22 protein-coding genes, 1 pseudogene and 1 riboswitch are annotated in these 22,748 nt (G+C 74.3%); of the genes and pseudogenes, 8 read left to right on the top strand and 15 right to left on the bottom strand.

All coding sequences use genetic code 11. From position 1 onward, the window contains the following. The first annotated feature begins 6 nt into the window (after positions 1-6). The 3 genes from ACFU9E_RS18255 (at position 7) to ACFU9E_RS18245 (ending at position 2,570) form a co-directional block, all read left to right on the top strand. A complete protein-coding gene (locus ACFU9E_RS18255) occupies positions 7-201 on the top strand; it encodes a hypothetical protein (RefSeq protein ID WP_350541028.1) in 195 nt (64 codons plus the stop codon). 109 nt (positions 202-310) lie between these two features. Then, on the top strand, positions 311-1,906 hold the full coding sequence (locus ACFU9E_RS18250) for a hypothetical protein (RefSeq protein WP_380688084.1): 1,596 nt from the start codon (positions 311-313) through the stop codon (positions 1,904-1,906). Between the two features lie 289 nt (positions 1,907-2,195). Then, positions 2,196-2,570: an RNA polymerase-binding protein RbpA gene (locus ACFU9E_RS18245; RefSeq protein ID WP_355365562.1), complete on the top strand. Its 375-nt coding sequence runs from the start codon at positions 2,196-2,198 to the stop codon at positions 2,568-2,570. 107 nt (positions 2,571-2,677) lie between these two features. On the opposite strand, the gene fxsA is transcribed toward ACFU9E_RS18245, so the two are convergent. The 4 genes from fxsA to ACFU9E_RS18225 all read right to left on the bottom strand — a co-directional run bounded on the left by fxsA (position 2,678) and on the right by ACFU9E_RS18225 (position 7,244). Beyond that, positions 2,678-3,259 carry an FxsA family membrane protein gene (fxsA, locus tag ACFU9E_RS18240; RefSeq protein WP_380689954.1) on the bottom strand — a complete coding sequence of 194 codons (582 nt, stop codon included), beginning with the start codon at positions 3,257-3,259 and terminating at the stop codon, positions 2,678-2,680. A gap of 79 nt (positions 3,260-3,338) precedes the next feature. Continuing rightward, positions 3,339-4,976 carry an apolipoprotein N-acyltransferase gene (gene lnt, locus ACFU9E_RS18235; RefSeq protein ID WP_380689956.1) on the bottom strand — a complete coding sequence of 546 codons (1,638 nt, stop codon included), beginning with the start codon at positions 4,974-4,976 and terminating at the stop codon, positions 3,339-3,341. 173 nt (positions 4,977-5,149) lie between these two features. Then, positions 5,150-6,772, bottom strand: a complete 1,623-nt coding sequence (locus ACFU9E_RS18230) for an amidohydrolase (protein ID WP_380689781.1) — start codon at positions 6,770-6,772, stop codon at positions 5,150-5,152. Positions 6,773-6,803: 31 nt separating this feature from the next. Further along, on the bottom strand, positions 6,804-7,244 hold the full coding sequence (locus ACFU9E_RS18225; protein ID WP_350541033.1) for an Lrp/AsnC family transcriptional regulator: 441 nt from the start codon (positions 7,242-7,244) through the stop codon (positions 6,804-6,806). 275 nt (positions 7,245-7,519) lie between these two features. Here ACFU9E_RS18225 and ACFU9E_RS18220 point away from each other — a divergent pair, with 275 nt between their 5' ends. Further along, entirely contained in the window at positions 7,520-7,972 is a 453-nt protein-coding gene (locus ACFU9E_RS18220; RefSeq protein ID WP_380689779.1) for a hypothetical protein, read from the top strand. A gap of 164 nt (positions 7,973-8,136) precedes the next feature. On the opposite strand, the gene ACFU9E_RS18215 is transcribed toward ACFU9E_RS18220, so the two are convergent. Then, entirely contained in the window at positions 8,137-9,297 is a 1,161-nt protein-coding gene (locus ACFU9E_RS18215) for an acyl-CoA dehydrogenase family protein (protein ID WP_380688863.1), read from the bottom strand. Positions 9,298-9,565: 268 nt separating this feature from the next. On the opposite strand from ACFU9E_RS18215, the gene ACFU9E_RS18210 reads away from it, so the two are divergent. Both ACFU9E_RS18210 and ACFU9E_RS18205 read left to right on the top strand, forming a co-directional pair. Next, the gene (locus tag ACFU9E_RS18210) at positions 9,566-10,198 is read left to right on the top strand and encodes a uridine kinase (protein ID WP_380688867.1); all 633 of its coding nucleotides are present in this window, start codon (positions 9,566-9,568) and stop codon (positions 10,196-10,198) included. Between the two features lie 371 nt (positions 10,199-10,569). Further along, positions 10,570-12,654 (top strand): AAA family ATPase, encoded by a 2,085-nt coding sequence (locus tag ACFU9E_RS18205; protein ID WP_380688865.1) that lies wholly within the window; start codon positions 10,570-10,572, stop codon positions 12,652-12,654. Positions 12,655-12,713: 59 nt separating this feature from the next. On the opposite strand, the pseudogene ACFU9E_RS18200 reads toward ACFU9E_RS18205, so the two are convergent. The 10 genes and pseudogenes from ACFU9E_RS18200 to ACFU9E_RS18155 form a co-directional block, all read right to left on the bottom strand. Then, positions 12,714-13,509, bottom strand: a pseudogene (locus ACFU9E_RS18200) (reductase). A gap of 100 nt (positions 13,510-13,609) precedes the next feature. After that, positions 13,610-14,656, bottom strand: coding sequence for a hemolysin family protein (locus tag ACFU9E_RS18195; protein WP_355365586.1), 1,047 nt, complete (start codon positions 14,654-14,656; stop codon positions 13,610-13,612). Then, positions 14,653-15,996 (bottom strand): hemolysin family protein, encoded by a 1,344-nt coding sequence (locus ACFU9E_RS18190; RefSeq protein WP_380685405.1) that lies wholly within the window; start codon positions 15,994-15,996, stop codon positions 14,653-14,655. Before ACFU9E_RS18190 ends, ACFU9E_RS18195 begins: the two co-directional genes overlap by 4 nt. Positions 15,997-16,207: 211 nt before the next feature. After that, positions 16,208-16,642, bottom strand: a complete 435-nt coding sequence (locus ACFU9E_RS18185; protein WP_380685403.1) for a PH domain-containing protein — start codon at positions 16,640-16,642, stop codon at positions 16,208-16,210. 113 nt (positions 16,643-16,755) lie between these two features. Then, positions 16,756-17,604 carry an ATP phosphoribosyltransferase gene (gene hisG / locus ACFU9E_RS18180; RefSeq protein WP_380685400.1) on the bottom strand — a complete coding sequence of 283 codons (849 nt, stop codon included), beginning with the start codon at positions 17,602-17,604 and terminating at the stop codon, positions 16,756-16,758. 85 nt (positions 17,605-17,689) lie between these two features. Next, complete coding sequence (locus tag ACFU9E_RS18175; RefSeq protein WP_030306151.1) at positions 17,690-17,962, bottom strand: phosphoribosyl-ATP diphosphatase; 273 nt, start codon at positions 17,960-17,962, stop codon at positions 17,690-17,692. Positions 17,963-18,068: 106 nt separating this feature from the next. After that, positions 18,069-18,539: a 6,7-dimethyl-8-ribityllumazine synthase gene (gene ribH / locus ACFU9E_RS18170; protein WP_380685398.1), complete on the bottom strand. Its 471-nt coding sequence runs from the start codon at positions 18,537-18,539 to the stop codon at positions 18,069-18,071. A gap of 75 nt (positions 18,540-18,614) precedes the next feature. Further along, positions 18,615-19,868 carry a bifunctional 3,4-dihydroxy-2-butanone-4-phosphate synthase/GTP cyclohydrolase II gene (locus ACFU9E_RS18165; RefSeq protein ID WP_380685396.1) on the bottom strand — a complete coding sequence of 418 codons (1,254 nt, stop codon included), beginning with the start codon at positions 19,866-19,868 and terminating at the stop codon, positions 18,615-18,617. Continuing rightward, positions 19,865-20,515 carry a nicotinamide riboside transporter PnuC gene (locus tag ACFU9E_RS18160; protein ID WP_380685393.1) on the bottom strand — a complete coding sequence of 217 codons (651 nt, stop codon included), beginning with the start codon at positions 20,513-20,515 and terminating at the stop codon, positions 19,865-19,867. The genes ACFU9E_RS18165 and ACFU9E_RS18160 overlap by 4 nt, the downstream gene beginning before the upstream one ends. Next, positions 20,512-21,174: a riboflavin synthase gene (locus ACFU9E_RS18155; protein ID WP_380685391.1), complete on the bottom strand. Its 663-nt coding sequence runs from the start codon at positions 21,172-21,174 to the stop codon at positions 20,512-20,514. The genes ACFU9E_RS18160 and ACFU9E_RS18155 overlap by 4 nt, the downstream gene beginning before the upstream one ends. Positions 21,175-21,385: 211 nt before the next feature. Further along, positions 21,386-21,513: riboswitch (FMN riboswitch) on the bottom strand. 184 nt (positions 21,514-21,697) lie between these two features. On the opposite strand from ACFU9E_RS18155, the gene ACFU9E_RS18150 reads away from it, so the two are divergent. Both ACFU9E_RS18150 and ACFU9E_RS18145 read left to right on the top strand, forming a co-directional pair. Continuing rightward, positions 21,698-21,946, top strand: a complete 249-nt coding sequence (locus ACFU9E_RS18150) for an SCO4226 family nickel-binding protein (protein WP_355365611.1) — start codon at positions 21,698-21,700, stop codon at positions 21,944-21,946. Between the two features lie 23 nt (positions 21,947-21,969). Continuing rightward, positions 21,970-22,665, top strand: coding sequence for an MSMEG_1061 family FMN-dependent PPOX-type flavoprotein (locus ACFU9E_RS18145; protein ID WP_380715136.1), 696 nt, complete (start codon positions 21,970-21,972; stop codon positions 22,663-22,665). Positions 22,666-22,748: the final 83 nt, after the last annotated feature.

Below are 22,748 nucleotides of genomic sequence, written 5' to 3'. Positions count from 1 at the left end.
CAGCTCGTGATCCTCTCGATTTCCGGCATCGTCCTGTTCGGCACCATCGCCTTCCTCTTCTTCCGCAGGGACGGACTCAAGGTCTCCCATGCCCTCGTCTGCGCCCTCTTCGGCTTCTACGTCGCCGGATCCTCGATCGCACCGAGCATCACCGCCGGCGGCGCCAGCCTCGCCAGCCTGCTCGGCGGCATCAAGTTCTAGCGCGTTCTCCGAGACACCCCCCGGGCCCGGGCGCGGATCCCACCGCCCGGGCCCGGCCGTTGCCGCAAGTCCTTCCCACCGACCGTCCCACCCGCCCGGGGAGCCAGGAATGCCGCTCAACCGCCACCACCTCAGCAAGGGCCGCGACCTCGTCCGCACAGCCGGCGACCACGCCTCCGACATGTTCGCGCCGCTCACCGTCATCGGCCGCGGGCTGCGCCACCACACCGCCTGGGCCAAGGAGCGCTGGCGGAGCACCCCCAAGGACCGGCGCGGCCCGACGCTCTTCCTGACCGCCGCGATGCTGACCGGGATCTACCTGCTGCCGCACGGCCTGCTGTTCGCGCTGATCGCCCTGATGGCCAGCGCCGCCTGGACGGGCCGCGCGCCCAAGGACCCGCCCGCCGCGCCCGAGCCGGACGTCGCCGAGGTCAAGCTCACCGCGCTGTACGCCGCGCTCACCCCGTACCTGGCCGGGCCGGAGGGGTTCGGCCCGCTCTACCACCACGAGGGCGGCTACCGGGACGTCTTCTCCGGGTGGGAGTTCGACGCCGAGGGCCGGCTGGCCCGGCTGGAGATCGCCTACCCGCCCTACTTCACCGACACCGAGCCGGCCGCCCGCACCCGGATCGAGCAGGTCGTCCAGGGCAAGGCCGGCCGGGCCCGGGAGTACCGCTTCGACTGGGACGAGGAGTCCAACAAGCTGCGGATCGCCGCCCTGGCGCCGCTGCCGACGGACATCGCCGCCCAGCGCTTCGTGGCGGCCCCGGGCGAGATCGTGCTCGGCTTCACCGACGAGAACGGCAGCGCCCGCACCATCCCGGTGCACCAGGGCGGGGCGCTCGCCCAGCAGCCGCCGGTGGTCTGGCGCACCGGCCCGCGCTCGGCCGAGCCGCACCTGCTGGCGCTCGGCGTCAGCGGCTACGGCACCTCCAGCCTGATCCGCTCGGTGGCGCTGCAGGCGCTGCCGTTCGCCGACCTGGTGGTGATCGACGGCGCCGGGACCGGCGAGCACGCCTGCCTGGTCAACCGGCCCGGGGTGCACACCGTGGAGACCAGCCTGCACGGCGCGCTGGCCGCGCTGCAGTGGGCGGCCGGCGAGACCGAGCGTCGGCTCACCGTGCTGAACGCCGCCCGGCACGCCGGCACCGCCCCGCCGGAGGACGTCTCCCGGCCGCTGTGGCTGCTGCTCGACCACCCCACCGAGCTGAGCGAGCTGGCCCACGCCGAGGGCCGCCCGGACCCGCAGGACCTGCTGGAGCTGCCGCTGCGGCACGGCCGGGCCGCCCGGGTGACCGTGGTGGTCGCCGACGACGTCGAGGCCCGGGACCGGATCTCCCCCAGCGTGCGGGCCACCACCCGGGCCCGGGTGGTGCTCGGCCCGGCCGGCCCCGAGGAGGGCCACGCGGCGCTCGGCGTGCCGCTGGACATCGTGCCCGCCGCCCAGGCCCCCGCCGGGCGCGGCTACGCCCGGATCGGCGCAGGCGCCCCGGTCCGCCTGCAGGTCCCGGCCACCGTCGATCCGCTGGACGAGGACGCCCCGGCCGCGCTGCGGGACGCGGTGATCGCCCTGCTGCCGCACCGCGACACCCGAACCGAGGCGCCCGCCCCGGCCGAGCCCCCCGCCGGGCCGCGCACCGAGCCGCAGGGAGGGGTGGACCTCGCCAAGGGCCCGGGCGCGCTACGCTTCCGCCCGCTCGCCTGATCGCCCGGCCGGCACCCGAACGGGGAGGGGCGGCGCGGACCGTCACCGCCCGTCCCGGTACGCTCGTCCAGGAACGGCCGACCGATCACCAGATGTGAAATAGGTGACACCTGGGGTGATATCACCGGCCAGATGTGACAAATCGGGCGCCGGTGGGTACAAACAGGGGCGGCACGACAGACGACGCATGTCCCGGGACGGGAATCTTCGTCGGAAGCCGAGCGTTAACCGAACGACGAAGAACAGCGACCACTAGTCCTGTGGGCCATAAGCCCGGGAGGCACGATTCATGAGCGAGCGAGCTCTCCGCGGCACGCGACTCGGGGCCACTAGCTACGAGACCGACCGCGGTATCGACCTGGCTCCCCGCCAGACCGTCGAGTACGCATGTCAGAACGGACACCGATTCGAGGTTCCCTTCTCGGTCGAGGCGGAGATCCCCGCGACCTGGGAATGCCGTTTCTGTGGCCAGGAGGCGGCACTTCTCGACGGCGACGAGCCGGAGGAGAAGAAGGTGAAGCCGACGCGCACCCATTGGGACATGCTGATGGAGCGTCGGACGCGCGAGGAGCTGGAGGAGGTGCTGGCCGAGCGGCTGGCCGTTCTCCGGTCCGGTGGGATGAACCTCGCGGTGCACCCGCGGGACACCCGCAAGAGCGCCTGACCCCGCTCCCGCCCACCGGCGGGGGCACGCGAAAAGGGACCCTGGTCACCAGGGTCCCTTTCGCGTGGCCGGGCCGGGCCACCCGGTTCGGGCGGCCCGGCCCGCGGTCAGCCGTCGATCGGTGGGCGGTAGGTGGTGTCCGGACCCTGCGGACCGGCCTGCGGGCCGTGGCCCGGCTCGACCACCTCGCCCTGGATCACCTTGCCGTCCGGGCGGTGGATGCGCAGCTGCTCCTGCAGCCGCATCGCGTCCGCGAGCGGGTCGGTGCCGACGCCCGCGGTGGAGCGCAGCGCCTTGTCGGCCACCCGGCGCCCGGCCGCCCGCCACAGCGCGCGGGTCGGCGGGAACAGCAGGGTCAGCGCCAGGCCGTCCGAGAGGAAGCCGGGCAGGATCAGCAGCAGGCCGGCCAGCACGGTCAGGCTGGTGCCGGTCTGCGGCTGCTCGGACTTCGGGTCGCGGGTCTGCTCGAAGGCCGCCGACAGCGCCCGCGCGCCGGCCCGCTTGATCAGCGAGCCGCCGATCACCGCGCCGGCGATCAGCAGCAGCACCACGGTCAGGCCGCCCAGCCACGAGCCGACCTGGACCAGCAGCCAGATCTCCAGCACCAGCCAGGCGGTCAGCAGCAGCGGCAGCACCCGCCGCAGCTTCGAGCGCGGCGCCGGACGGGCGGGGGAAGCTTGCTGGGTCACGGTACGAATCCACTCCAGGCGGTGCTCTGCGCGCCGCACGGGAGGTCCGGGCCGGCTACGGCACCACCTGGTCCAACGGTCAGCCGGCGGCCGGTGTTCCATCCGGGGTGCCGGCCGCGTCGCTCCGCCGCCTGCGGGCGAGCAGGACGCCGCCCGCGCAGGCGAGCAGGCCGGCCACGGCGAGGGTCCACTCGGGGACGGCGCCGACCCGGTCGGCGACGGTGGTGCCGTCGCGCAGCGGGACGGTCGCGGACAGCTCGGCCGCGGTCAGCTCCTCGGTGCGCTGGACGACGGTGCCGTCCGGGGCGATCACCGCGCTGATGCCGCTGGTCGCGGCGATCAGCACCGCGCGGCCGTGCTCGACGGCGCGCAGCCGGCTCATCGCGAGCTGCTGCTCCGGCTGGCCGGTCTTGGCGTAGGTGGCGTTGTTGGTCTGTACGACGAGCACCCGGGCACCCTGGTCGACGGTGTCGCGGACGATCTCGTCGTAGGCGACCTCGAAGCAGATGACGTCGCCGATCCGGGCCGGGCCGAGCTGCATGACGCCGTTGTGGTCGCCGGGGTAGAAGTCCCGGGCGACCCGCTGGAGCCGGGTGATGACCTTGGACAGCTGGTCGCGGAAGGGCACGTACTCGCCGAACGGCACCGGGTGCTGCTTGGTGTAGGAGGCGCCGGGGCCGGTCGTCGGGTCCCAGACGATGCCCTCGTTCTGCACGTGCTGCTCGTCGGGGCCGTCCACCAGGGTGCCGACCAGGGTGGGCACGCCGATCGCCCGCACCGCCTCGTCGATCCGCGCGTAGGCCAGCGGGTCGCTGAACGGGTCGAGGTCGGAGGAGTTCTCCGGCCAGATCACGATGTCCGGCTTCTCGGCCCGGCCCGCCTTGATGTCGGCGGCGAGCTTCTCGGTGGCGGCGGCGTGGTTGTTGAGCACCATCATCGGGCGGCCGAGGAAGTCCATGCCGGGGTTGGGCACGTTGCCCTGGACGATGGCGACCTTGACGGTGTCGGCGGGCGCGGTGGGCACCGGCACCAGGTAGCCGGCGAGCAGCGCGGCGACGGCGCCGAGGCCGGCCGCCGCGGCCTGCACGGGGCGGCGCGCGGTACCGCGGCCGGCCGCCCGCACGGCGGCCCAGGCCAGCAGGGTGCCGGAGAGGGCGACCGCGAAGGTCACCAGCGGGGCGCCGCCGAGCGCGGCCAGCGGGGTGTACGGGGTGGCGGTGTTGGCGAACGCCAGCCGGCCCCAGGGGAAGCCGCCGAGCGGCAGCCGGTCGCGGGCCCACTCCTGGGTGATCCACAGGCAGGCGCCCCAGAGCGGCCAGGCGGGCAGCCGGGAGGTGACCGCGAGGCCGGCGCCGAGGACGGCCAGGAACAGCGCCTCGACGACCGAGAGGCCGACGGTGGCGTCCCAGCCGATCACCCGCAGCCAGCTGAGCAGCATCAGGAAGAACGGCAGGCCGAAGGCGAAGCCGGTCCAGGCGGCCTGCCGGGCGGTGCGGCCCCGGGTGAGCAGCGAGAGCGCGGTGACGCCGAGGACCGAGAACGGCCACAGGTCGAAGGGCGGGAAGGCCAGCGCGAGCAGCAGTCCGGCGAGCGCGGCCAGCCCGGTGCGGGGAAGGCCGGCCCGAACTCTGGCGAGGGCGCGGGCGCCGCGGCCCGGGCCTGATGCCTCGTCGGGGGTCTCGGGTGCGGTCCCGGACCGCTCCTGGGTGACGGGCATGGCCACCGTCGCACCATCTCTCTCGCCGCCGCCCCGCGGGGGGTACGGGGACGGCTGTTCGGACGCTGTCCGAAGAAGGTACCCCGGAACGACACCCGGCCGTGAGCTGAGGGTCGTACCGGAGGCGGGCGGGTGGTCCGGGGACCGCCCGCCCGCCTCACCGCCGCCCGGTGCTACTCGGCGGCCAGGTGGACGGTGCGGCCGCGGACCACGGTGCGCAGGCAGGTGGGCAGCGGCTCGCCGGGGGTGAGGTCGGGCAGGCCCGGGGTGCCGGAGCGCGGGTCGGTGGACCAGCCGGCCACCCGGTCGTCCGGGGCCTGGACGACCAGGTCGCCCGCGGCCCAGACGGCGAAGCTGGCGACCGCGCCGGGGACGAGCACGCCGTCCTGGTCGCGGCCGATCGCGCGCCAGCCGCCGCGGGTGTGGGCGGTGAACGCGGCCCGCACCGAGATCCGGTGCTCGGGGGTGCGGTGGAAGGCGGCGGCCCGGACGGTGCCCCAGGGGTCGAGCGCGGTGACCGGGGCGTCCGAGCCGAAGGCCAGCGGGACGCCGGAGCGCAGCAGCGCGGCGAAGGGGTTGAGCGCGGCGGCCCGCTCGGCGCCCAGGCGCTGGACGTACATACCGTCCGGGCCGCCCCAGGCGGCGTCGAAGGCGGGCTGCACGGAGGCGGTCAGGCCGAGTTCGGCGAAGGCGGCGACGGTCTCGTCGTCCAGCGCCTCGGCGTGCTCGACGCGGTGGCGCAGCGCCCGGACGCGCTCGGCGCCGACCCGGTCACCGGCGGCCCGGACGCCCTCGACGACAGCGGCGATCGCGGCGTCGCCGATCGCGTGGAACCCGGCCTGGAGGCCGGCCTCGGTGCAGGCGGCGACATGGTCGGCGACCTGGGCGGCGGTGAGGTAGGCGGCGCCGGTGTGCGCGGCGTCGCTGTAGTCGCGGTGCAGGCAGGCGGTGTGCGAGCCGAGCGCGCCGTCGACGAAGAGGTCGCCGCCGGCGCCGACCGCGCCGAGCCGGCGGGCGGTCTCGACGCCGCCGCGCTCGCCGAGCTCGCCCCAGTAGCCGAACACCTCGGGGCCCTCGCCCTCGGCAGCCAGCTCCAGCAGGGCCGCGAGGTCCTGCTCGGAGGAGACCTCGGGGCCGGCGCACTCGTGCAGGGCGCCGATGCCGAGTTCGGCGGCGCGGGCCAGGGCGGCGCGCTGGGCGCGGCGGCGCTGCTCGGGGGTGAGGCGGCCGAGCGCGGTCTGCCGCACGGCGTGGTGGGCGTCGCGGGTGAGCGGGCCGTCGGCGTCGTGGCCGGGCCGCTCGGCGAGGCCCTCGGTCAGCGCGCGCAGCGCGCTGGTGGCGAGGCCGGAGTGCACGTCGGTGCGGGAGAGGTAGACGGCGGCGCCCGCGGCGGCGGCGTCCAGCTCGGCGAGCGTGGGCGGGCGGCCCTCCGGCCAGCCGGTCTCGTCCCAGCCGTGGCCGATCAGCACGCCGCCGGGCTCCTGCTCGGCGGCGACGAAGGCGCTGATCGCGGCCAGCGCGGCGGCCAGCGAGGGGGCGCCGGTGAGGTCGAGGCCGGTGAGCGCGAGGCCCGCGGAGGTGGTGTGCACATGGGCGTCCACGAAGGCGGGGGTGACCAGGGCGCCGTCCAGTTCGACGATCTCGTCGGCGGTCTGCGCGTACGCCTCGGCGGCGCCGTCGCTGCCGACCCAGGCGACGTGCTCGCCCTCGACGAGCATGGCGGTGGCGAAGGGGTCGGCGGGGCTGTAGACGGCGCCGCCGCGCAGCAGGACGGTCCGGAAGGTGCGTTCGGTCATGCGACCTAGTCTGCACCCCCGCGCGGACCGGTCAGAGCTTCGGGGGTCGGGCCTCGTAGGGGGTGGACAGGACGACGGTGGTGCGGGTGGAGACGCCGGCGGCGCTGCGGATCCGGGCCAGCAGGTCCTCCAGGTCGCCGGGGGCGCCGACCCGGACCTTGAGGATGTAGTTCTCGTCACCGGCGACGCTGTGACAGGCCTCGATCTCGGGCAGATCGGCCAGCCGCTCGGGCGTGTCGTCCGGGGCGCTGGGGTCGAAGGGTTTGACCGAGATGAAGGCGGTGAGCGCCAGGTCGACGGCGTCCGGGTCGACGATCGCGGTGTAACCGCGGATCACCCCGCGCTGTTCGAGCCGGCGCACCCGCTGGTGCACCGCCGAGGTGGACAGGCCGGTGGCCTTGCCCAGGTCCGTGTAGCTCATCCGGCCGTCCTGGAGGAGCAGCTGGACGATGCGTTGGTCGAGATCCTCCACAAGGCGCAAACCTACCCCCTCGGGGGCGCGCGGATCGCGGCACGGGGGGCGCACGGCCTCCGGCCTCGGAGGGCGCGTGCGGCGGCAGGGAGGGGGCGCGCGATGTCACCCGGCGCGCCCCGGGGTGCCGCGGGGCACATGCCGGACGAATGTGGCGAAGGACACACCCGGTGCATCACAGTGCGACGGACCGCAGGGTTATGAGTCCGTTTCGGCGGGAAGTGCTGGTTGTGGCCCCGGGCGACCACGCCGGGCCCGATCCGAGGGGGATCACCATGCGCGTTACCGACGAGCGCCCGACGGGCGCGGACGACGCCCACGATACGACCGACCGCGAGGACCTCGCGGTCCCCTACGAGACCGCGCCGGAGGTGGATCCGGGCGAGGTCGACGGCTGGGAGATCGTCCGGGTGCACTGCCCGTCGTGCCGGCGCCCGATCGCCCTCGTGGGTGACGAGGAGCGGCTGCCGCAGCACGCCGTCCTGCCGCGGCCCTGGCACCCCTTCTCGCCCACCCTCTGCCCCGGTTCGGGCGCGCCGACGGACGACCTCTTCGAGGTGGACAGCGAGGAGGAGGCCGGGTCCGCGGGCCCGGACGCGCTGCTCACGCCGCCGGGCGAACTCGACTGGCGCACCCAGCCGTTCTCCCACGCGATGGTGCACCGCCCGGTCCGCTCGGCCGTCGCGCCGGCCATCCCGGAGCAGCGCGGACGCTTCTCGCGGCGCTGAACCCCCGCCCGCCGCAGGGTCGCCGACGGTACGTCAGAACGGCCCCCGGGCGTCACTCCGCACCCTGGAGCGACGCCCGGGGGCCGTTCCGGGCCGCCCCGCCCGGCGCCCGCGCGGGGCGGGCACCGGGGGCGGCCGGTCAGGGGGCCGGTCGGGGGCCGGGACTACTTGGTGAGGTGGCGGCCGATCACCAGGCGCTGGATCTGGTTGGTGCCCTCGACGATCTGCAGCACCTTGGCCTCGCGCATGAAGCGCTCGGCCGGGAAGTCCTGGGTGTAGCCGTAGCCGCCGAGCACCTGGACGGCGTCGGTGGTCACCCGCATCACGGTGTCGGTGCAGAACAGCTTGGCCATCGCCGCCTCCTTGGAGAACGCCAGACCGGCGTCCCGGCGGCGGGCCGCGGACAGGTAGAGCGCGCGGCCGGCCTCGATCTGGGTGGCCATGTCGGCGAGCATGAACGACAGGCCCTGGAAGTCGGCGATCGGGCGGCCGAACTGGCGCCGGGTGCGCGCGTAGTCGACGGCGACGTCCAGCGCCGCCTGGGCGACCCCGATCGCGCAGGCGGCGATGCCGAGCCGGCCGGAGTCCAGCGCGGCGAGCGCGATCTGGAAGCCCTGGCCCTCGGCGCCGACCAGCCGCTCGCGGGGGACCCGGGCGCCGTCGAAGTGCAGCTGGGCGGTCGGCGAGGACTTCATGCCCATCTTGTGCTCCGGCGGGGCCGCCGAGAGGCCGGGCTGGGTACCGGGCACCAGCAGACAGCTGATCCCGCGCGCCCCCTCCTCGCCGGTGCGCACCAGCGCGCTGTAGAAGTCGGCCTGGCCGCCGTGGGTGATCCAGGCCTTGGTGCCGTTCACCACGTACTCGTCGCCGTCCAGCTCGGCGCGGGTGCGCAGGGCGGCGGCGTCGGAGCCGGACTGCGGCTCGGAGAGGCAGTAGGCGCCGAGCTGCTCGCCGGAGAGCATGCCGGGCAGCCAGCGCTCGCGCTGCTCGTCGGTGCCGAAGGTGGCCAGGGCGTGGCAGGAGAGGGTGTGCACGCTGACACCGAGGCCGACGGCCAGCCAGCCGGACGCCAGCTCCTCCAGGACCTGGAGGTAGACCTCGTAGGGCTGCTCGCCGCCGCCGTACCGCTCGTCGTAGGGCAGCGAGAGCAGGCCGGCCTCACCGAGCGTGCGGAAGACCTCGCGCGGGAACCGGCCGGCGGCCTCGTCCTCCGCGGCGCGCGGCTGCAGCTCGCGCTGGACGAGGTCCCGGCTCAGGCTGAGGAGCTCGCGGGCCTCCTCGCTGGGCAGCTGGCGGTCGACGGCCTTCGCGGGGGAGGTGGTCATGGTGGCTGGTTCGCCTCCTCGGTCGTGCGCCGGGCCGCCCGGGTGTGGTCGGGCCCGCGCGGGGTGTGGCAGCTCGGCGCGGCCGGCACCGGATCGCGGTGAACGGCCGTTCACATGCTCGGCGATGCGAGTATGCCCGATCACGGCCCCGTCGTCACGACCTGCACCGGATCACTGTCCGTATCGGCGCACCGGCCCCCGTAGGGTTGCCGATGTGGCTTCTTCCGAGACTTCCGCCGCCCCGGTAGTGGGGACACGCACCGCCGACGTGCCCGGCCCGCGCGACGCACCCACCGCCCTCGACGCGCTCGCGGCCGGGCTGCGGGCGCTGCCGCCGCGCTGCGGCCCGGTGCGGCTGGTCGCGGTGGACGGACACGCGGGCTCGGGCAAGACGACCTTCACCGGCCGGCTGTCGGCCGCGCTGGGCGGCGCCCCGGTGGTGCACCTGGACGACCTCGCGACGCACGCAGAGCCGTTCGAGTGGTTCGGGCGGCTGCGCGCCCAGGTGCTGGAGCCACTGGCCGCCGGCCGGGACGCGCGGTACGCGGTGTACGACTGGACGCTGCGCCGGTTCGCGGGGACGGCCGCGGTGCCGCTCGCGCCGGTGGTACTGGTCGAGGGGGTGGGCGCCGGGCGGCGCGCCGTGCGCCCGTGGTTGAGCCGGCTGGTGTGGATGGAGCTGGACGCGGCGGCGGCCCGGCGGCGCGGGGAGCAGCGCGACGGTCCGGAGCTGGCGGAGTTCTGGGCCGGCTGGGCCGTCGCCGAATCGGCGCATTTCGCCGCGGACCCGAGCCGCCCGCACGCCGGAACGGTGGTCGACGGGGTGACCGGCCGGATCGCGCCGAGCACCGTCGGTGAACCTTCAACAATCCCCTTGACCTGCGGCGTCGCCAGGAAATAGGTTCACACCCGTTGCCGGAATGACGCGTTCCGCAACCTCGGACCCGGTATCCCCGGCTTGTTCCCCCGTGAGCCGGGGATACCGTCCGGCCTCCCCGCGCCGGATTCGGCCATCCGTCAACGGCCGTCCGCCGGATCGCTTTTGACATCGTGCGGCACCCTTCCGGATCAGCTCCGCGCCGGTACGATTCCTGGCAGGCGCATATGCGCCCCGGGGGCAGACGCCCACCGGCGGGGTCCGCAACACCACCGCACCGGCCGGGCCCCGAGCCACACCGCGGGGGGCGTTGAGTGACGACGGACAGTTCCCAGAGCAGCAACGCGGGCGGCCCGGCACCGAACCGGCTCGCCGACCGCGCCTGGCTGCGTGCCATGGACGCCTACACGGCCGGGGCGTACAGCCGCGCCGAGGAGGAGTTCCGCGCCGCCGTGCGGCTCGACCCCGGCATGGCCGACGCCTGGCTCGGCCTGCACGCGCTGCGCAGCGACACCTCCGGCGCGCTGCTCGCGATGTACCGCCACCGCAAACGGTTCGGCGAGCAGCGCCGCCGGCACGCCCGGCCGCTCAGCTCCTGGTACTGGCTGGGCTGGTGGGTGCAGCCGGTGCTGGAGAGCCCCCGCGACCTCGCCCTCGCGCACGCCTCGCACTGGCTGGACGGTCGCCATCTCGCCGAGCTGGAGCAGGCGTTGGCGCAGTGCCCGACCCCGGCCGAGGACCCTTCGGCGCGTTTCCTGAACGCCTGCCGCTCCTATCTGCTCAAGGACTGGGAGCAGTTGATCCGGGACACCGACCGGCTGCTCGACGACCCGCTGCTCGGCATCGAGGCCGGACTGTTCGCCGGCATGGCGAGGGTCCGGCTGGACATGTGCGCCCAGGCCCAGGCCCCGCTCGCCGCCTCGCTCGCCCGCTGCCGCTCCGAGCAGCCGCAGCGCAAGGAGTTGCGGTACTGGCTGGGCCGCGCCTACGAGGGCGCCGGGCGCAGCGCCGCCGCGTTACCGCTCTACCGGGCGGTGCACCGGGCCGATCCGGCGTTCATGGACACCGCGGCCCGGCTCGCGGCGATCTCGGCCGAGGACGCCGTCGCCGACACCCTGCTGGACGCCGTCGCGGGCGGTGGCCGGGAGGCCGGCCGGACGGGCGGGCCGGAGGAGGACGCGCTGGACGCCGCGCTGCTGGACCAGCCGGACTTCGAGGCGTTCGGCATCGACCCGGTCGGAACGGACGGCGCGAGCGGCTTCCCCGGCGTCCCGGACCCATTCGGCGGGCCGGTCCTCGGCGGGCCGGACCTCGACGATCCGCTCCTGGACGGAGCCGGCGGAGCGGACGGGGCCGACGGCGCAGGCGAGCCGGAGCCGGACGGGACCACGCCGGACGACGACGGCTTCCCGGTCGTCCCGACCGGCGCCGGACCGGGCGGCGCGGGCACCGACAACCGGTCCGGCGGCACCGGCGCACCGCCCCCGCTGGCCGCCGGCGGACGCTCGGGCTCCACCGCGCCGCAGCCCGCCGCCGTCTCCCCCGCGGCGCCCGCGCCGGCGCGCGGCGAGGCCGCGCTCCCCCGGGTCGCCAACGCCTATCCGGCCCTCGAACGCGAGGGCGACCAGACCGAGTTGGACGCCGCGCTGGCCGAACTCTCCCGGATGGTCGGCCTGGAGCCGGTCAAGCGGCAGGTCCGGGCGCTGTCCGCGCAGCTGCGGATGGCCCGGCTGCGCGCCGAGCAGGGCCTGCCGGTCCAGCCGCCCAAACGCCACTTCGTCTTCTCCGGCCCCTCCGGCACCGGCAAGACCACCGTCGCCCGGATCCTCGGCCGGGTCTTCCACGCCCTCGGCCTGCTCTCCGGCGACCATCTGGTGGAGGCCCAACGGGCTGACCTGGTCGGCGAGTTCCTGGGCCAGACCGCCGTCAAGGCGAACGAGCTGATCGACTCCGCGCTGGACGGCGTGCTCTTCATCGACGAGGCCTACAGCCTCTCCAACTCCGGCTACAGCAAGGGCGACGCCTACGGCGACGAGGCGCTCCAGGTGCTGCTCAAGCGCGCCGAGGACAACCGGGACCGGCTGGTGGTGATCCTGGCCGGCTACCCCGAGGGCATGAACCGGCTGCTGGCCGCCAACCCCGGCCTCAACTCCCGCTTCACCACCCGGGTCGACTTCCCCAGCTACCGCCCCGGCGAGCTGACCGCGATCGGCGCGGCGCTCGCCGGGCAGGACGGCGACGGCTGGGACGAGGACGCCGCCGAGGAACTGGCCTCGATCTGCACCCATGTGGTCCGCGAGGGCTGGATCGACGAACTCGGCAACGGCCGGTTCATCCGCACCCTGTACGAGAAGTCCTGCGCCTACCGGGACCTGCGGCTGACCCTGCTGCGCGAGCCGCCCGGCCGGGAGGACCTCGCCACGCTGCGACTGCCGGACCTGGTGCAGGCCTACGGCGAGCTGATCGACGGCCGGGGCTGAGACCGCGGAGCCCGGGGCGGGACCGCGCGCGCACGGCCCCGCCCCGGGCGTCCGGTGCCTCAGCCGGCCAGGGCCGCGGCCTCGGTCTGCGGGTCCAGCCCCACCGTCGGCCGGTCCGGTCGCTGCGGCGCGACGCCGCCGATCGACCGCAGCCAGGCCCAGGTGTCGGCGACCGTGTCGGCCGTCGGCCGGCAGTGCAGCCCGGCGGCCGGCGCCTTGGTGACGGCCGCGCCGTGCATGGCGTCGTGGAACTCGCCCGGCGGGACCCAGAACGGCAGCTGGGTCCACGGCTCGATGCCGGCGGCGGCGATCGCCTCCGGGGCCGTCCAGCGCAGCTCGGCGTCCGAGCCGGTGACCGCCGCGCAGGCCTCCAGCAGCTCGCCCATGCTGCTGTGGCCGGGCGGGGCGACCAGGTCGTACGGGCCGCCGAGGCCGGCCGCGAGGGCGTCCAGGGTCCAGCCGGCGAGGTCGCGGACGTCGATGAACTGGAGCGCGAGCCCGCGCGGGCCGGGCGCGAGCACCGGGCCGCCCCGGGCGATCCGGTTCAGCCACCACGGCAGCCGGCCGATGTTCTCGTAGCGGCCGACGATCAGCCCGGCGCGGACCAGCAGCGCCCGGTCGCCGAAGGCGTCCAGTGCCGCCAGCTCGCCGCCGCGCTTGGACTCGGCGTAGGGCACCTCGCCGTCGTCCGGCGAGCCCGCCCTCGGCCGTGCGGTCCCCGCGCAGGACCCGCGCCCCGGGCGGCGCGGCGTGCGTCCCCCGGTGGAAGACCGTGACCTCCCATCCCCGTTCCAGCGCCGCCTCGGCGACGGCCCGCCCCACGAACTCCGTACCACCCAGCAGGAGAAGTCTCATGCCGACCACCCTGCGGTCAGGGTGGCCGGCATGGGAACGGGCGCACGCTCAGAGCGGAATCGCCGAGAGCGAAGCGTCGGCGGGAACCCGGCGTCCGGCGTTACGCGGCGGAGCGGTGGTCCGGGTCGTGCACCTCGCCGACCAGCTCCTCCAGGACGTCCTCCAGCATCACCACGCCGAGCGTCCGCCCGTCCTGGTCGAGGACGGCCGCGAGGTGGCAGGCGGCCCGGCGCATCGCGCCCAGCGCGTCGTCCAGCGGCATGGTGCCGCGCAGCACGGTGATCGGCCGCCACAGCCGGGCCGGGACGGGCGTGGTCGGGTCCTCGACGTCCAGGATGTCCTTGAGGTGCAGGTATCCGAGGTAGCCGTGGCCCGCCGGGTCACCGTCGGTGACCGGGAAGCGCGAGAAGCCGGTGCGCAGCGCCAGTTCCTCGATCTGCGCGGCGGTCACCTTGGTGTCCACGGTGACCAGCTGCTCGGGGGTGAGCAGGACGTCGGTGAGCGGGCGGCGGCCCAGCTCCAGGGCGTCCTCCAGGCGCTCCTGGCGGTCCTTCTCCAGCAGCCCGGCGTCCCCGGAGTCGGCGAGCAGGTAGATCAGCTGCTCGGTGGTGAACACCGACTCGACCTCGTCCTTGGCCTCCACCTTGAACAGCTTGAGCACGCCGTTGGCGAAGGTGTTGAGGAAGGAGATCACCGGGGCCAGCCAGCGGGCCAGCCGGTCCAGCGGCGGGCCGAGCCAGAGCGCGGCCTTCTCGGGGCCGGCCAGTGCCATGTTCTTCGGCACCATCTCGCCCATCACCATGTGCAGGTAGACCACGACGGCCAGCGCGATGCCGTACGCCAACGGGTGCTGCAGGCCGGCCGGGATGCCGATCGCGTCGAACGGCCCCTCCAGCAGATGGGCGATGGTCGGCTCGGCGAGCGCGCCCAGGCCCAGTGAGCAGACGGTGATGCCGAGCTGGGCGGCGGCGAGCATCGCGGAGACGTTGGACAGCGCGTGCAGCACGGTGCGGGCGCGCTTGTTGCCGGCCTCGGCGAGGGGTTCGATCTGGCTTCGCCGGACCGAGACGACGGCGAACTCGGCGCCGACGAAGAAGGCGTTGCCGAGCAGCAGCAGGACGGCGACGGCCAGTTGGAGCGCGGTCATCGGGTTCCGTCCTCGTCGTCGCCCAGGAAGTGGTGGTGGGCGGTGCGTTCCACCCGGACCCGGCTGGTGCGGTGCCGGTCCACGGCCTCGACGGTGAACCGCCAGCCGGGCAGCTCGGCCTGCTCACCGGGGACCGGCAGCTTGCCGAGCAGGTCGGCGACCAGGCCGGCCAGCGTCTCGTACGGCCCCTCCGGAGCGTGCAGGCCGATGGCCTCCAGTTGGTCGAGCCGGGCGCGGCCGTCGGCCGCCCAGACGGGCTGCCCCTCGACCGGCGGCAGCGACAGCAGCTCGGGGGTGTCGGCCGGGTCGTGCTCGTCCTGCACCGCGCCGACGATCTCCTCGACGATGTCCTCGACGGTGACGACGCCGGCGGTGCCGCCGTACTCGTCGACCACGATGGCCATCGGCTGCAGGCGGCGCAGCTGGTCGAGCAGCCGCTCCGCGGGGAGCGTCTCGGGCACCAGCAGCGGCGGGACGGCGAGGTCGGCGACCCGCACGGTGGCGCGCCGCTCGGCCGGGACGGCCAGCGCGTCCTTGAGCGTGACGGTGCCGGTGACCTCGTCCAGGCTGTCGGTGTAGACCGGGAAGCGGGACAGGCCGGTGGCCCGGGTCAGGTTGAGGACGTCGGCGGCGCTGGCGTCGCGCTGGAGCGCGGAGACGTCGATGCGCGGGGTCATCACGGACTGGGCGGTGAGGTCGCCGAGGCCCAGGGTCCGCACGAACAGGGTGGCCGACTCCTCGTCTATGGCGCCCGCCTTGGCGGAGTGCCGGGCGAGCGAGACCAGTTCGGCGGGGGTGCGGGCGTGGCCCAGCTCCTCCTGCGGCTCGATGCCGAAGGCGCGCACAGTGCGGTCGGCGGAGCCGTTCAGCACGCTGATCAGCGGGCGGCAGGCCCGGGAGAACGCCATGTGCGGAGCGGCGACCGCGCGGGCCACCTGGAGCGGGTGGGAGATCGCCCAGTTCTTCGGGACCAGCTCGCCGATCACCATCTGGACGACGGTGGCGGCCAGCATGCCGATGACCACGGCCGCGCCGCGGGCGGCGCCGGCGGGCAGGCCGATCCCGGTGAACACCGGCTTCAGCAGGGTGGACAGCGCCGGCTCGGCGAGCATGCCGACCACCAGCGAGGTCACGGTGATGCCGAGTTGGGCGCCGGACAGCTCGAAGGAGAGGTGGCGCAGGGCCTTGGAGACCCGGCCGGACTTGGCGTCCCCGGTCTCGGCGCTGCGCTCGACGGCGCCGCGCTCCACGGTCACGAAGGCGAACTCGGCGGCCACGAAGAGGCCGTTGGCGAGGATGAGCAGGAGGGCTGCGAAGAGCAGCAGCCAGGCGGTGATCACAGTGCCGCCTGCCTTCCGTCGGGAGGAAGGAGGGCGGCGCAGGTACTACCGGACGGATCGTCCATGGACGGGGAGTGTCACTCCTCAGGTCGATTTCGGGCAGGGCAATGCCTTTGCCCCGCTTTTACCAGCGTAGACCATACCCGTGCGGACGTCGGATCCGCGTTCGGACCCGCCCGGCGACCGACCGTTGTGCGTCAGCCGCCGTGCTTCAGCTGCCGTGGTGGACGACCAGGTCGCGCAGGGCGCGGGCGTCCGCGATGGCCTGCGCCTTGCCCACGCCGGACTGGATGCCGACGGCGGCCAGCGAGGTGCCGTCGGCGAGGTCGAGGGTGGCCCACGGGTCGCCCTGGCGGAAGTTCACGCCGACGATCTCGGCCCAGGCCAGCCGGCGGCTGCGGACGAAGTTGACCACGGTGACGCCCTCGGCGTCGGCGCTGACCCGCGGGCGGGCCAGCATCAGGCCGACGGCGGCGAACAGCACGCCGCTGACCGCCATCATGATCCGGTCGTTGAGCTGCCAGTTCGCCGGCAGGGCGACCGCCATCACGGCGAACAGCACCACCAGCAGCGCGCAGACCGGCAGCAGCACGGCACGGGTGCGGCGCGGGGCCCAGGTGACGGGGAACTCGGCGGGGGTGGACACGAGGGGCTCCGGGGTGGTTCGTGGGTCGGGCAACGGAAAGGGTGGGGACGCCTGTCGGCGGCCCCACCCTATTCAACCGGTGCTTACCCCCGCGGCCGGGGGCCGGTGGGTGTTCAGAGGCGGCAGGCGTGGATGTTGGTCACCAGGATGGCCCGGGCGCCGATGCCCCACAGGTCGTCCATGATCTGCTGGGCCTCCTTGCGGAGCACCATCGAGCGCACCGCCACCCAGCCCTCGGTGTGCAGCGGGGAGACGGTCGGCGACTCCAGGCCGGGGGTCAGCGCGACGGCGGCGCCGACGTGCTCGGCGCGGATGTCGTAGTCCATCAGCACGTAGCGGCGGGCCACCAGCACGCCCTGCAGACGGCGCAGGAACTGGTCGACGCCCGGGTCCTCGCCGGCGCCCTTGGGGCGGATGACCACGGCGTCGGAGATCAGGATCGGCTCGCCGAAGACCTCCAGGCCGGCGTTGCGCAGGCTGGTGCCGGTCTCCACCACGTCGGCGATCACGTCGGCGACGCCCAGCTGCACCGCGGTCTCCACCGCGCCGTCCAGCTTGGTGACGGTGGCCTTCACCCCGTGGTCGGCGAGGTGCTGCTCGACCAGGCCGGTGTAGGAGGTGGCGATCCGCAGGCCCTCCAGGCCCTTGACGTCCTCGACGTCCACGCCGACCGGGCGGGCGAAGCGGAAGGTCGAGCCGGCGAAGCCGAGCGCGAGCACCTCCTCGGCGTTGGAGTGCGAGTCCAGCAGCAGGTCGCGGCCGGTGATGCCGACGTCGAGGCGGCCGGAGCCGACGTACACCGCGATGTCGCGCGGGCGCAGGAAGAAGAACTCGACCTGGTTGCCCGGGTCGACCAGGACCAGCTCCTTGGCGTCCTTGCGCTGCCGGTAGCCGGCCTCATGGAGCATCTCCGCCGCAGGACCCGAGAGCGAACCCTTGTTGGGGACGGCGATGCGCAGCATGGAGGTCAGTTCCTTACCTGTTCGGTGTGGGTGTAGGGGGTTCCGGGCCGGGGGACCTGAGGGACCGGGGCCCGGAGGTGCGTGCCTAGAGGTACTTGTAGACGTCGTCGAGCGTCAGCCCGCGGGCGACCATCATCACCTGAAGGTGGTAGAGGAGCTGCGAGATCTCCTCGGCGGTCTGCTCGTCGGACTGGAACTCGGCGGCCATCCAGACCTCGGCGGCCTCCTCGACGACCTTCTTGCCGATCGCATGGACGCCCTGCTGGACGAGCTGCGCGGTACGGGAGGACGAGGGGTCGCCGGTGGCGGCCTTCTGCTGGAGCTCGGTGAAGAGCTCCTCGAATGTCTTCGAAGCCATGATGGGACTCACCTTACGGCGTGCGGAGGGACGGACGGTAAACGGTTCCGGACCGTGGACAGTCCGGTGGACGTCCACGGTCCGGAGCGCGGCCCGGCCGGCCGCCTCAGAGCGCGCGCAGGGCGGCGGCGGTGGCGACGGCCGCGGTGACCGCCTCGTGGCCCTTGTCCTCGCCGGAGCCCGGCAGGCCCGCGCGGTCGAGCGCCTGCTCCTCGTTGTCGCAGGTCAGTACGCCGAAGCCGACCGGGACACCGGTGTCCACGGCGACCTGGGTGAGGCCGACGGTGGCGGCCTGGCAGACGTAGTCGAAGTGCGGGGTGCCGCCGCGGATCACCACGCCGAGGGCGATCACGGCGTCGTAGCCGCGCTCGGCGAGGCGCTTGGCGGCGACCGGCAGCTCGAAGGCGCCGGGGACGCGCAGGACGGTCGGCTCGGCGACGCCCAGCTCCTTGAGGGCGCGGTGGGCGCCGTCGAGCAGGCCGTTCATCACCTGCTCGTGCCACTGGGCGGCGATCACGGCGACCTTGAGGCCGGCGGCGTTGTCGATGGTCAGCTCGGGGGCTCCGTGGCCGCTCATGTGCGGGTGCCTTTCGGTGGTTCGGGATCGGTGGTTCGGGATCGCTGGAAGGTCGATGGAGGGCGGTGGCGGCGCTCAGGCGCCGAGGCCGGGCAGGTCGTGGCCCATCCGGTCGCGCTTGGTGCGCAGGTAGCGCGCGTTGTGCTCGCCCGCCGGGATCTCGACCGGCTCGCGGCCCTTGACCTTGAGCCCGTGCTCGGTGAGCGCGGTGAGCTTCTCGGGGTTGTTGGTCAGCAGGGTCAGCGAGCGCACGCCGAGGTCGCAGAGCATCTGCGCGCCGATGCTGTAGTCGCGGGCGTCGGCAGGCAGGCCGAGGTCGAGGTTGGCGTCGACGGTGTCACGGCCCTGCTCCTGGAGCTCGTAGGCGCGCAGCTTGTGCGCCAGGCCGATGCCCCGGCCCTCGTGGCCGCGCAGGTACAGCACCACGCCGCGGCCGGTCTCGGCGACCCGGCGCAGCGAGGACTGCAGCTGGGGGCCGCAGTCGCAGCGCAGCGAGCCGAGCACGTCCCCGGTCAGGCACTCGGAGTGGACCCGGACCAGCACGTCCTCGCCGTCCGGCAGCCGGCCGTCGGCGTCCAGACCGCCCGCGACCAGCGCGATGTGCTCGACGCCGTCGAGGGTGCCCCGGTAGCCGACGGCGGTGAACTCGCCGAAGGCGGTGGGCAGCGCGGTGACGGCGGCGCGCTCGACGTGCAGTTCGGTGCGGCGGCGGTAGGCGATGAGGTCCTCGATGGAGATGATCGCCAGGTTGTGCGCACGGGCGAAGGCGACCAGCTCGGGCAGCCGCGCCATGGTGCCGTCGTCGTTGACCACCTCGGCGATGGCGCCGGCCGGCGCCAGTCCGGCGAGCCGGGCCAGGTCGACGGCGGCCTCGGTGTGGCCGGGGCGGACCAGCACGCCGCCCTCGACGGCGCGCAGCGGGAAGACGTGCCCGGGGCGGGCGAGGTCCTCGGGCCCGGTACCGGGCGAGGAGAGCAGCCGCACGGTGCGGGCCCGGTCGGCGGCCGAGATGCCGGTGTCGACTCCCTCGCGGGCGTCCACCGAGACGGTGTAGGCGGTGCCCTTGCGGTCCTCGTTGACCTGGGTCATCGGGGGGAGCTTGAGCCGGTCCAGTTCGGCGCCGGTCATCGGGGCGCAGATCACGCCGGAGCTGTAGCGGATGGTGAAGGCCATCAGTTCGGGGGTGGCGGCGGAGGCCGCGAAGACGATGTCGCCCTCGTTCTCGCGGTCCTCGTCGTCGACGACGATCACCGCGCGGCCGAGCGCGATGTCGGTGATGGCCCGCTCGACCGGGTCGAGGACGAGTTCGTCGGACTGGTTCTCGGTCATGCCGTTGCTCCCTGCGGGACGGTGGAGGACGTCGGACGCGGCGCGCGGGTGCGCAACCACCACGAGCGCAGCCCGAGCAGGACCAGGACGAAGTAGACGGAGTAGGTGAGGCCGGAGAAGGTGTAGCCGGTGTTGAAGGCGAGCGGCACGCCGACCGCGTCGACCGCGATCCAGGCGAACCAGAACTCCACCCAGCCGCGGGCCTGGGCGACCATGGCCGCCAGGGTGCCGACGAAGATGTAGGCGTCCGCCCACGGGCTCCACGAGCCGAGCGCGGGGATCGTCAGGAAGGCCCAGGCCAGCAGGCCGGTGCCGACCGCCGTGCCGGCGACCAGGGCGGCCCGTTCGGGCCAGGTGGCGAAGCGGACGGCGATCTCCCCGCCGCCCTGCCGGCCGTTGCGCCAGCGCGTCCAGCCCCAGGCGGCCGTGGCGATGACGATCAGCTGCTTGCCGACCAGGCCCGGCACGTCGCCGGACAGGTAGGCGGCGATCAGGACCGCGCCGGAGAGCAGCTGGACCGGCCAGCTCCAGACCGAGCGGCGCCAGCCGAGGGCGAGGCCGGCCAGGCCGAACAGGTTGCCGATCATGTCCGACCACTTCACGGTCTGGCCGAGGACCGTGAAGGCGTCCGAGTTGAGCCAGTTCACCGCTCCTCCCCGGTGACCGTCGGGGGCAGCGTGCGGGACTCCAGCAGCCGCTCCACGTACTTGGCGAGGACGTCGACCTCCAGGTTGACGCTCTCGCCGACGGCCCTGGTGCCGAGCGTCGTCAGCGCGAGGGTGGCCGGGATGAGACTGACGGTGAAGGTGTCGCGGGCGGCCTCGACCACGGTGAGGCTGACGCCGTCGACGGTGATCGAGCCCTTCTCCACCAGGTAGCGGGTGACGGACTCCGGCAGCGAGAAGCGCAGCACCTCCCAGCGGAGGTTCCCGGCAGCGTCCCGCTCCCCCGGCTCGCGGCTCAACAGCCGTCCGGTGGCGTCGACATGACCCTGCACCAGATGGCCGCCGAGCCGGGCGCCGAGCGCCATGGCGCGCTCCAGGTTGACCGACGAGCCGGGCTTCAACTCGCCCAGGCTGGAACGGCGGAGGGTCTCGGCCATCACGTCGGCGCTGAACTCGCCGGTGCCGGCGGCCAGTTCGTCGGGGGTGTCGACAACGGTCAGGCAGACGCCGTTGACCGCGATGGAGTCGCCGTGCCGCGCGCCCTCACAGACCACCGGGCCGCGCAGGCGGATCCGCGAGGAATCGCCGATCTCCTCGATCGACACGACCTCGCCGAGCTCTTCGATGATGCCGGTGAACACCCGGGTTCTCCTCGCGCTTGGGGCGCGGACTCCGGGGTGCGGCATGGGAGATGACGCGGACGGGCACGCTGCCGCACGGTTCGCCGGACGGCCTCGCGACCCGTCGCCGGGCCAGGGCCGCACCGGACACCGGAGGAGGGAAACCCTCGACCGCCGCCGTGCACCATCCCCACGGTCCACCGGGGACCACGGGTGTCGCTCACTCGTCCGCCGCGCACGCCTCCCATCCGGACTTTAACCGTCGGTCCAGGAATTTCACCTGGTCAACCGGCCGCTGGCTGCGGACGGGTCGCGGACTGTAACCGCCGGTTCGGATTTTCACCGACCCCGGAGTGCGCTGAACGTCACTGCTACTTCTGCGGTCATTGTGCCACGACCGGAGCGGGCCCAGGGAGAGGCCCCGGCTGTGGGCTGTTTCACGACCGCGGCGGGAATGCGCGCCGGTGCGCGGGGGCGCAAGCTGGTGGGAGGGGGGCGGATTGCGGGCCGGGCGCGGGCCCGGTCCCCAGGAGGTGCGAGCGTGATGGCCAAGTTCATGGACGTCCACCGAGGGATGGCCGGCATCACCGAGGAGCAGTTGCGGATGGCGCACCGGGCCGACCTGGAGATCCAGGGCACCGAGGGCGTGCAGTTCGAGCAGGCGTGGGCCGACCCGGAGGCGGGCGTCGTCTACTGCCTCTCCGAGGCGCCGTCGAAGGAGGCCGTGCAGCGGGTCCACGAACGCGCCGGGCATCCGGCCGACGAGGTGCACCCCGTCGCGTTCACGGTCTGAGCCGAGCGCGCTACGTTTCCGGTATGACCAGCACACCGGAGATCGCCGTTCCGTCAACTCCCGGCCCGTCCGGCCCGTCCGGCCTGTTCGCCGCCCTCAGCGCGGAGGCCGTGCGCGACGCCGCGCAGCTGCGGGACGTCTACGAGCAGCCGAGCGACCACGCCCGCCGCAAGCAGGTGGACCGCATCCACGACGTCGCCCGGCAGTTGATCGCCTGCTCCTCGCTGGTGCTGGTGGCCAGCGCGGACGCCGCCGGGCGCTGCGACGTCTCGCCGCGCGGCGGGCCGCCCGGACTGGTCTCGGTGCTCGACGACTTCACCCTGGCGATCCCGGACGCGACCGGCAACAAGCGGCTGGACACCCTGCACAACGTCGTCGAGACCGGCCGGGTCGGGCTGATCTTCGTGGTTCCCGGCCGGGACACCACGCTGCGGGTCAACGGGCGGGCCTGCGTCTCCACCGACCCGCGGCTGCTGGAGCAGCTGACCGCGGTCGGCAAGCCGCCGCGCAGCGCGATCGTGGTGGCGGTGGAGGAGGTCTTCGCGCACTGCCCGAAGGCCTTCCTGCGCTCCTCGGCGTGGAAGCCGGAGAACTGGCTCGCCGCGGACGCCCAGCCGAGTTCGGCCGAGATCACCCTCTCCCACCTGGCGGACCCGGCGCTGACCATCGAGGCGATCGAGCGCAACGAGCGGGAGGCCCTGCTCTACCGCTACGAGTAGCGGGCGCCGGCGGGCGCGGGGAGCGGGGGCGCCCGCGACCGGCGCCCGCGGCCCCGGAGCCCGGCCCCACGCCCGCGGCCGGG

The sequence above is a fragment of the Kitasatospora sp. NPDC057595 genome (assembly GCF_042800875.1).
Taxonomy (GTDB): Bacteria; Actinomycetota; Actinomycetes; order Streptomycetales; family Streptomycetaceae; genus Kitasatospora.
This window is presented reverse-complemented; position numbering and strand designations above follow the sequence as displayed.

Excerpts from the sequence above, each read along its gene's own strand:
- ACFU9E_RS18150 (WP_355365611.1), top strand. The coding sequence starts at position 21,698 with ATGGCCAAGTTCATGGACGTCCACCGAGGGATGGCCGGCATCACCGAG.
- ACFU9E_RS18250 (WP_380688084.1), top strand. The coding sequence starts at position 311 with ATGCCGCTCAACCGCCACCACCTCAGCAAGGGCCGCGACCTCGTCCGC.
- ACFU9E_RS18175 (WP_030306151.1), bottom strand. The coding sequence starts at position 17,962 with ATGGCTTCGAAGACATTCGAGGAGCTCTTCACCGAGCTCCAGCAGAAG.
- ribH (WP_380685398.1), bottom strand. The coding sequence starts at position 18,539 with ATGAGCGGCCACGGAGCCCCCGAGCTGACCATCGACAACGCCGCCGGC.
- ACFU9E_RS18195 (WP_355365586.1), bottom strand. The coding sequence starts at position 14,656 with ATGACCGCGCTCCAACTGGCCGTCGCCGTCCTGCTGCTGCTCGGCAAC.
- ACFU9E_RS18230 (WP_380689781.1), bottom strand. The coding sequence starts at position 6,772 with ATGACCGAACGCACCTTCCGGACCGTCCTGCTGCGCGGCGGCGCCGTC.
- ACFU9E_RS18245 (WP_355365562.1), top strand. The coding sequence starts at position 2,196 with ATGAGCGAGCGAGCTCTCCGCGGCACGCGACTCGGGGCCACTAGCTAC.
- ACFU9E_RS18220 (WP_380689779.1), top strand. The coding sequence starts at position 7,520 with ATGCGCGTTACCGACGAGCGCCCGACGGGCGCGGACGACGCCCACGAT.
- ACFU9E_RS18215 (WP_380688863.1), bottom strand. The coding sequence starts at position 9,297 with ATGACCACCTCCCCCGCGAAGGCCGTCGACCGCCAGCTGCCCAGCGAG.
- lnt (WP_380689956.1), bottom strand. The coding sequence starts at position 4,976 with ATGCCCGTCACCCAGGAGCGGTCCGGGACCGCACCCGAGACCCCCGAC.
- ACFU9E_RS18165 (WP_380685396.1), bottom strand. The coding sequence starts at position 19,868 with ATGACCGAGAACCAGTCCGACGAACTCGTCCTCGACCCGGTCGAGCGG.
- ACFU9E_RS18145 (WP_380715136.1), top strand. The coding sequence starts at position 21,970 with ATGACCAGCACACCGGAGATCGCCGTTCCGTCAACTCCCGGCCCGTCC.
- hisG (WP_380685400.1), bottom strand. The coding sequence starts at position 17,604 with ATGCTGCGCATCGCCGTCCCCAACAAGGGTTCGCTCTCGGGTCCTGCG.
- ACFU9E_RS18205 (WP_380688865.1), top strand. The coding sequence starts at position 10,570 with ATGGACGCCTACACGGCCGGGGCGTACAGCCGCGCCGAGGAGGAGTTC.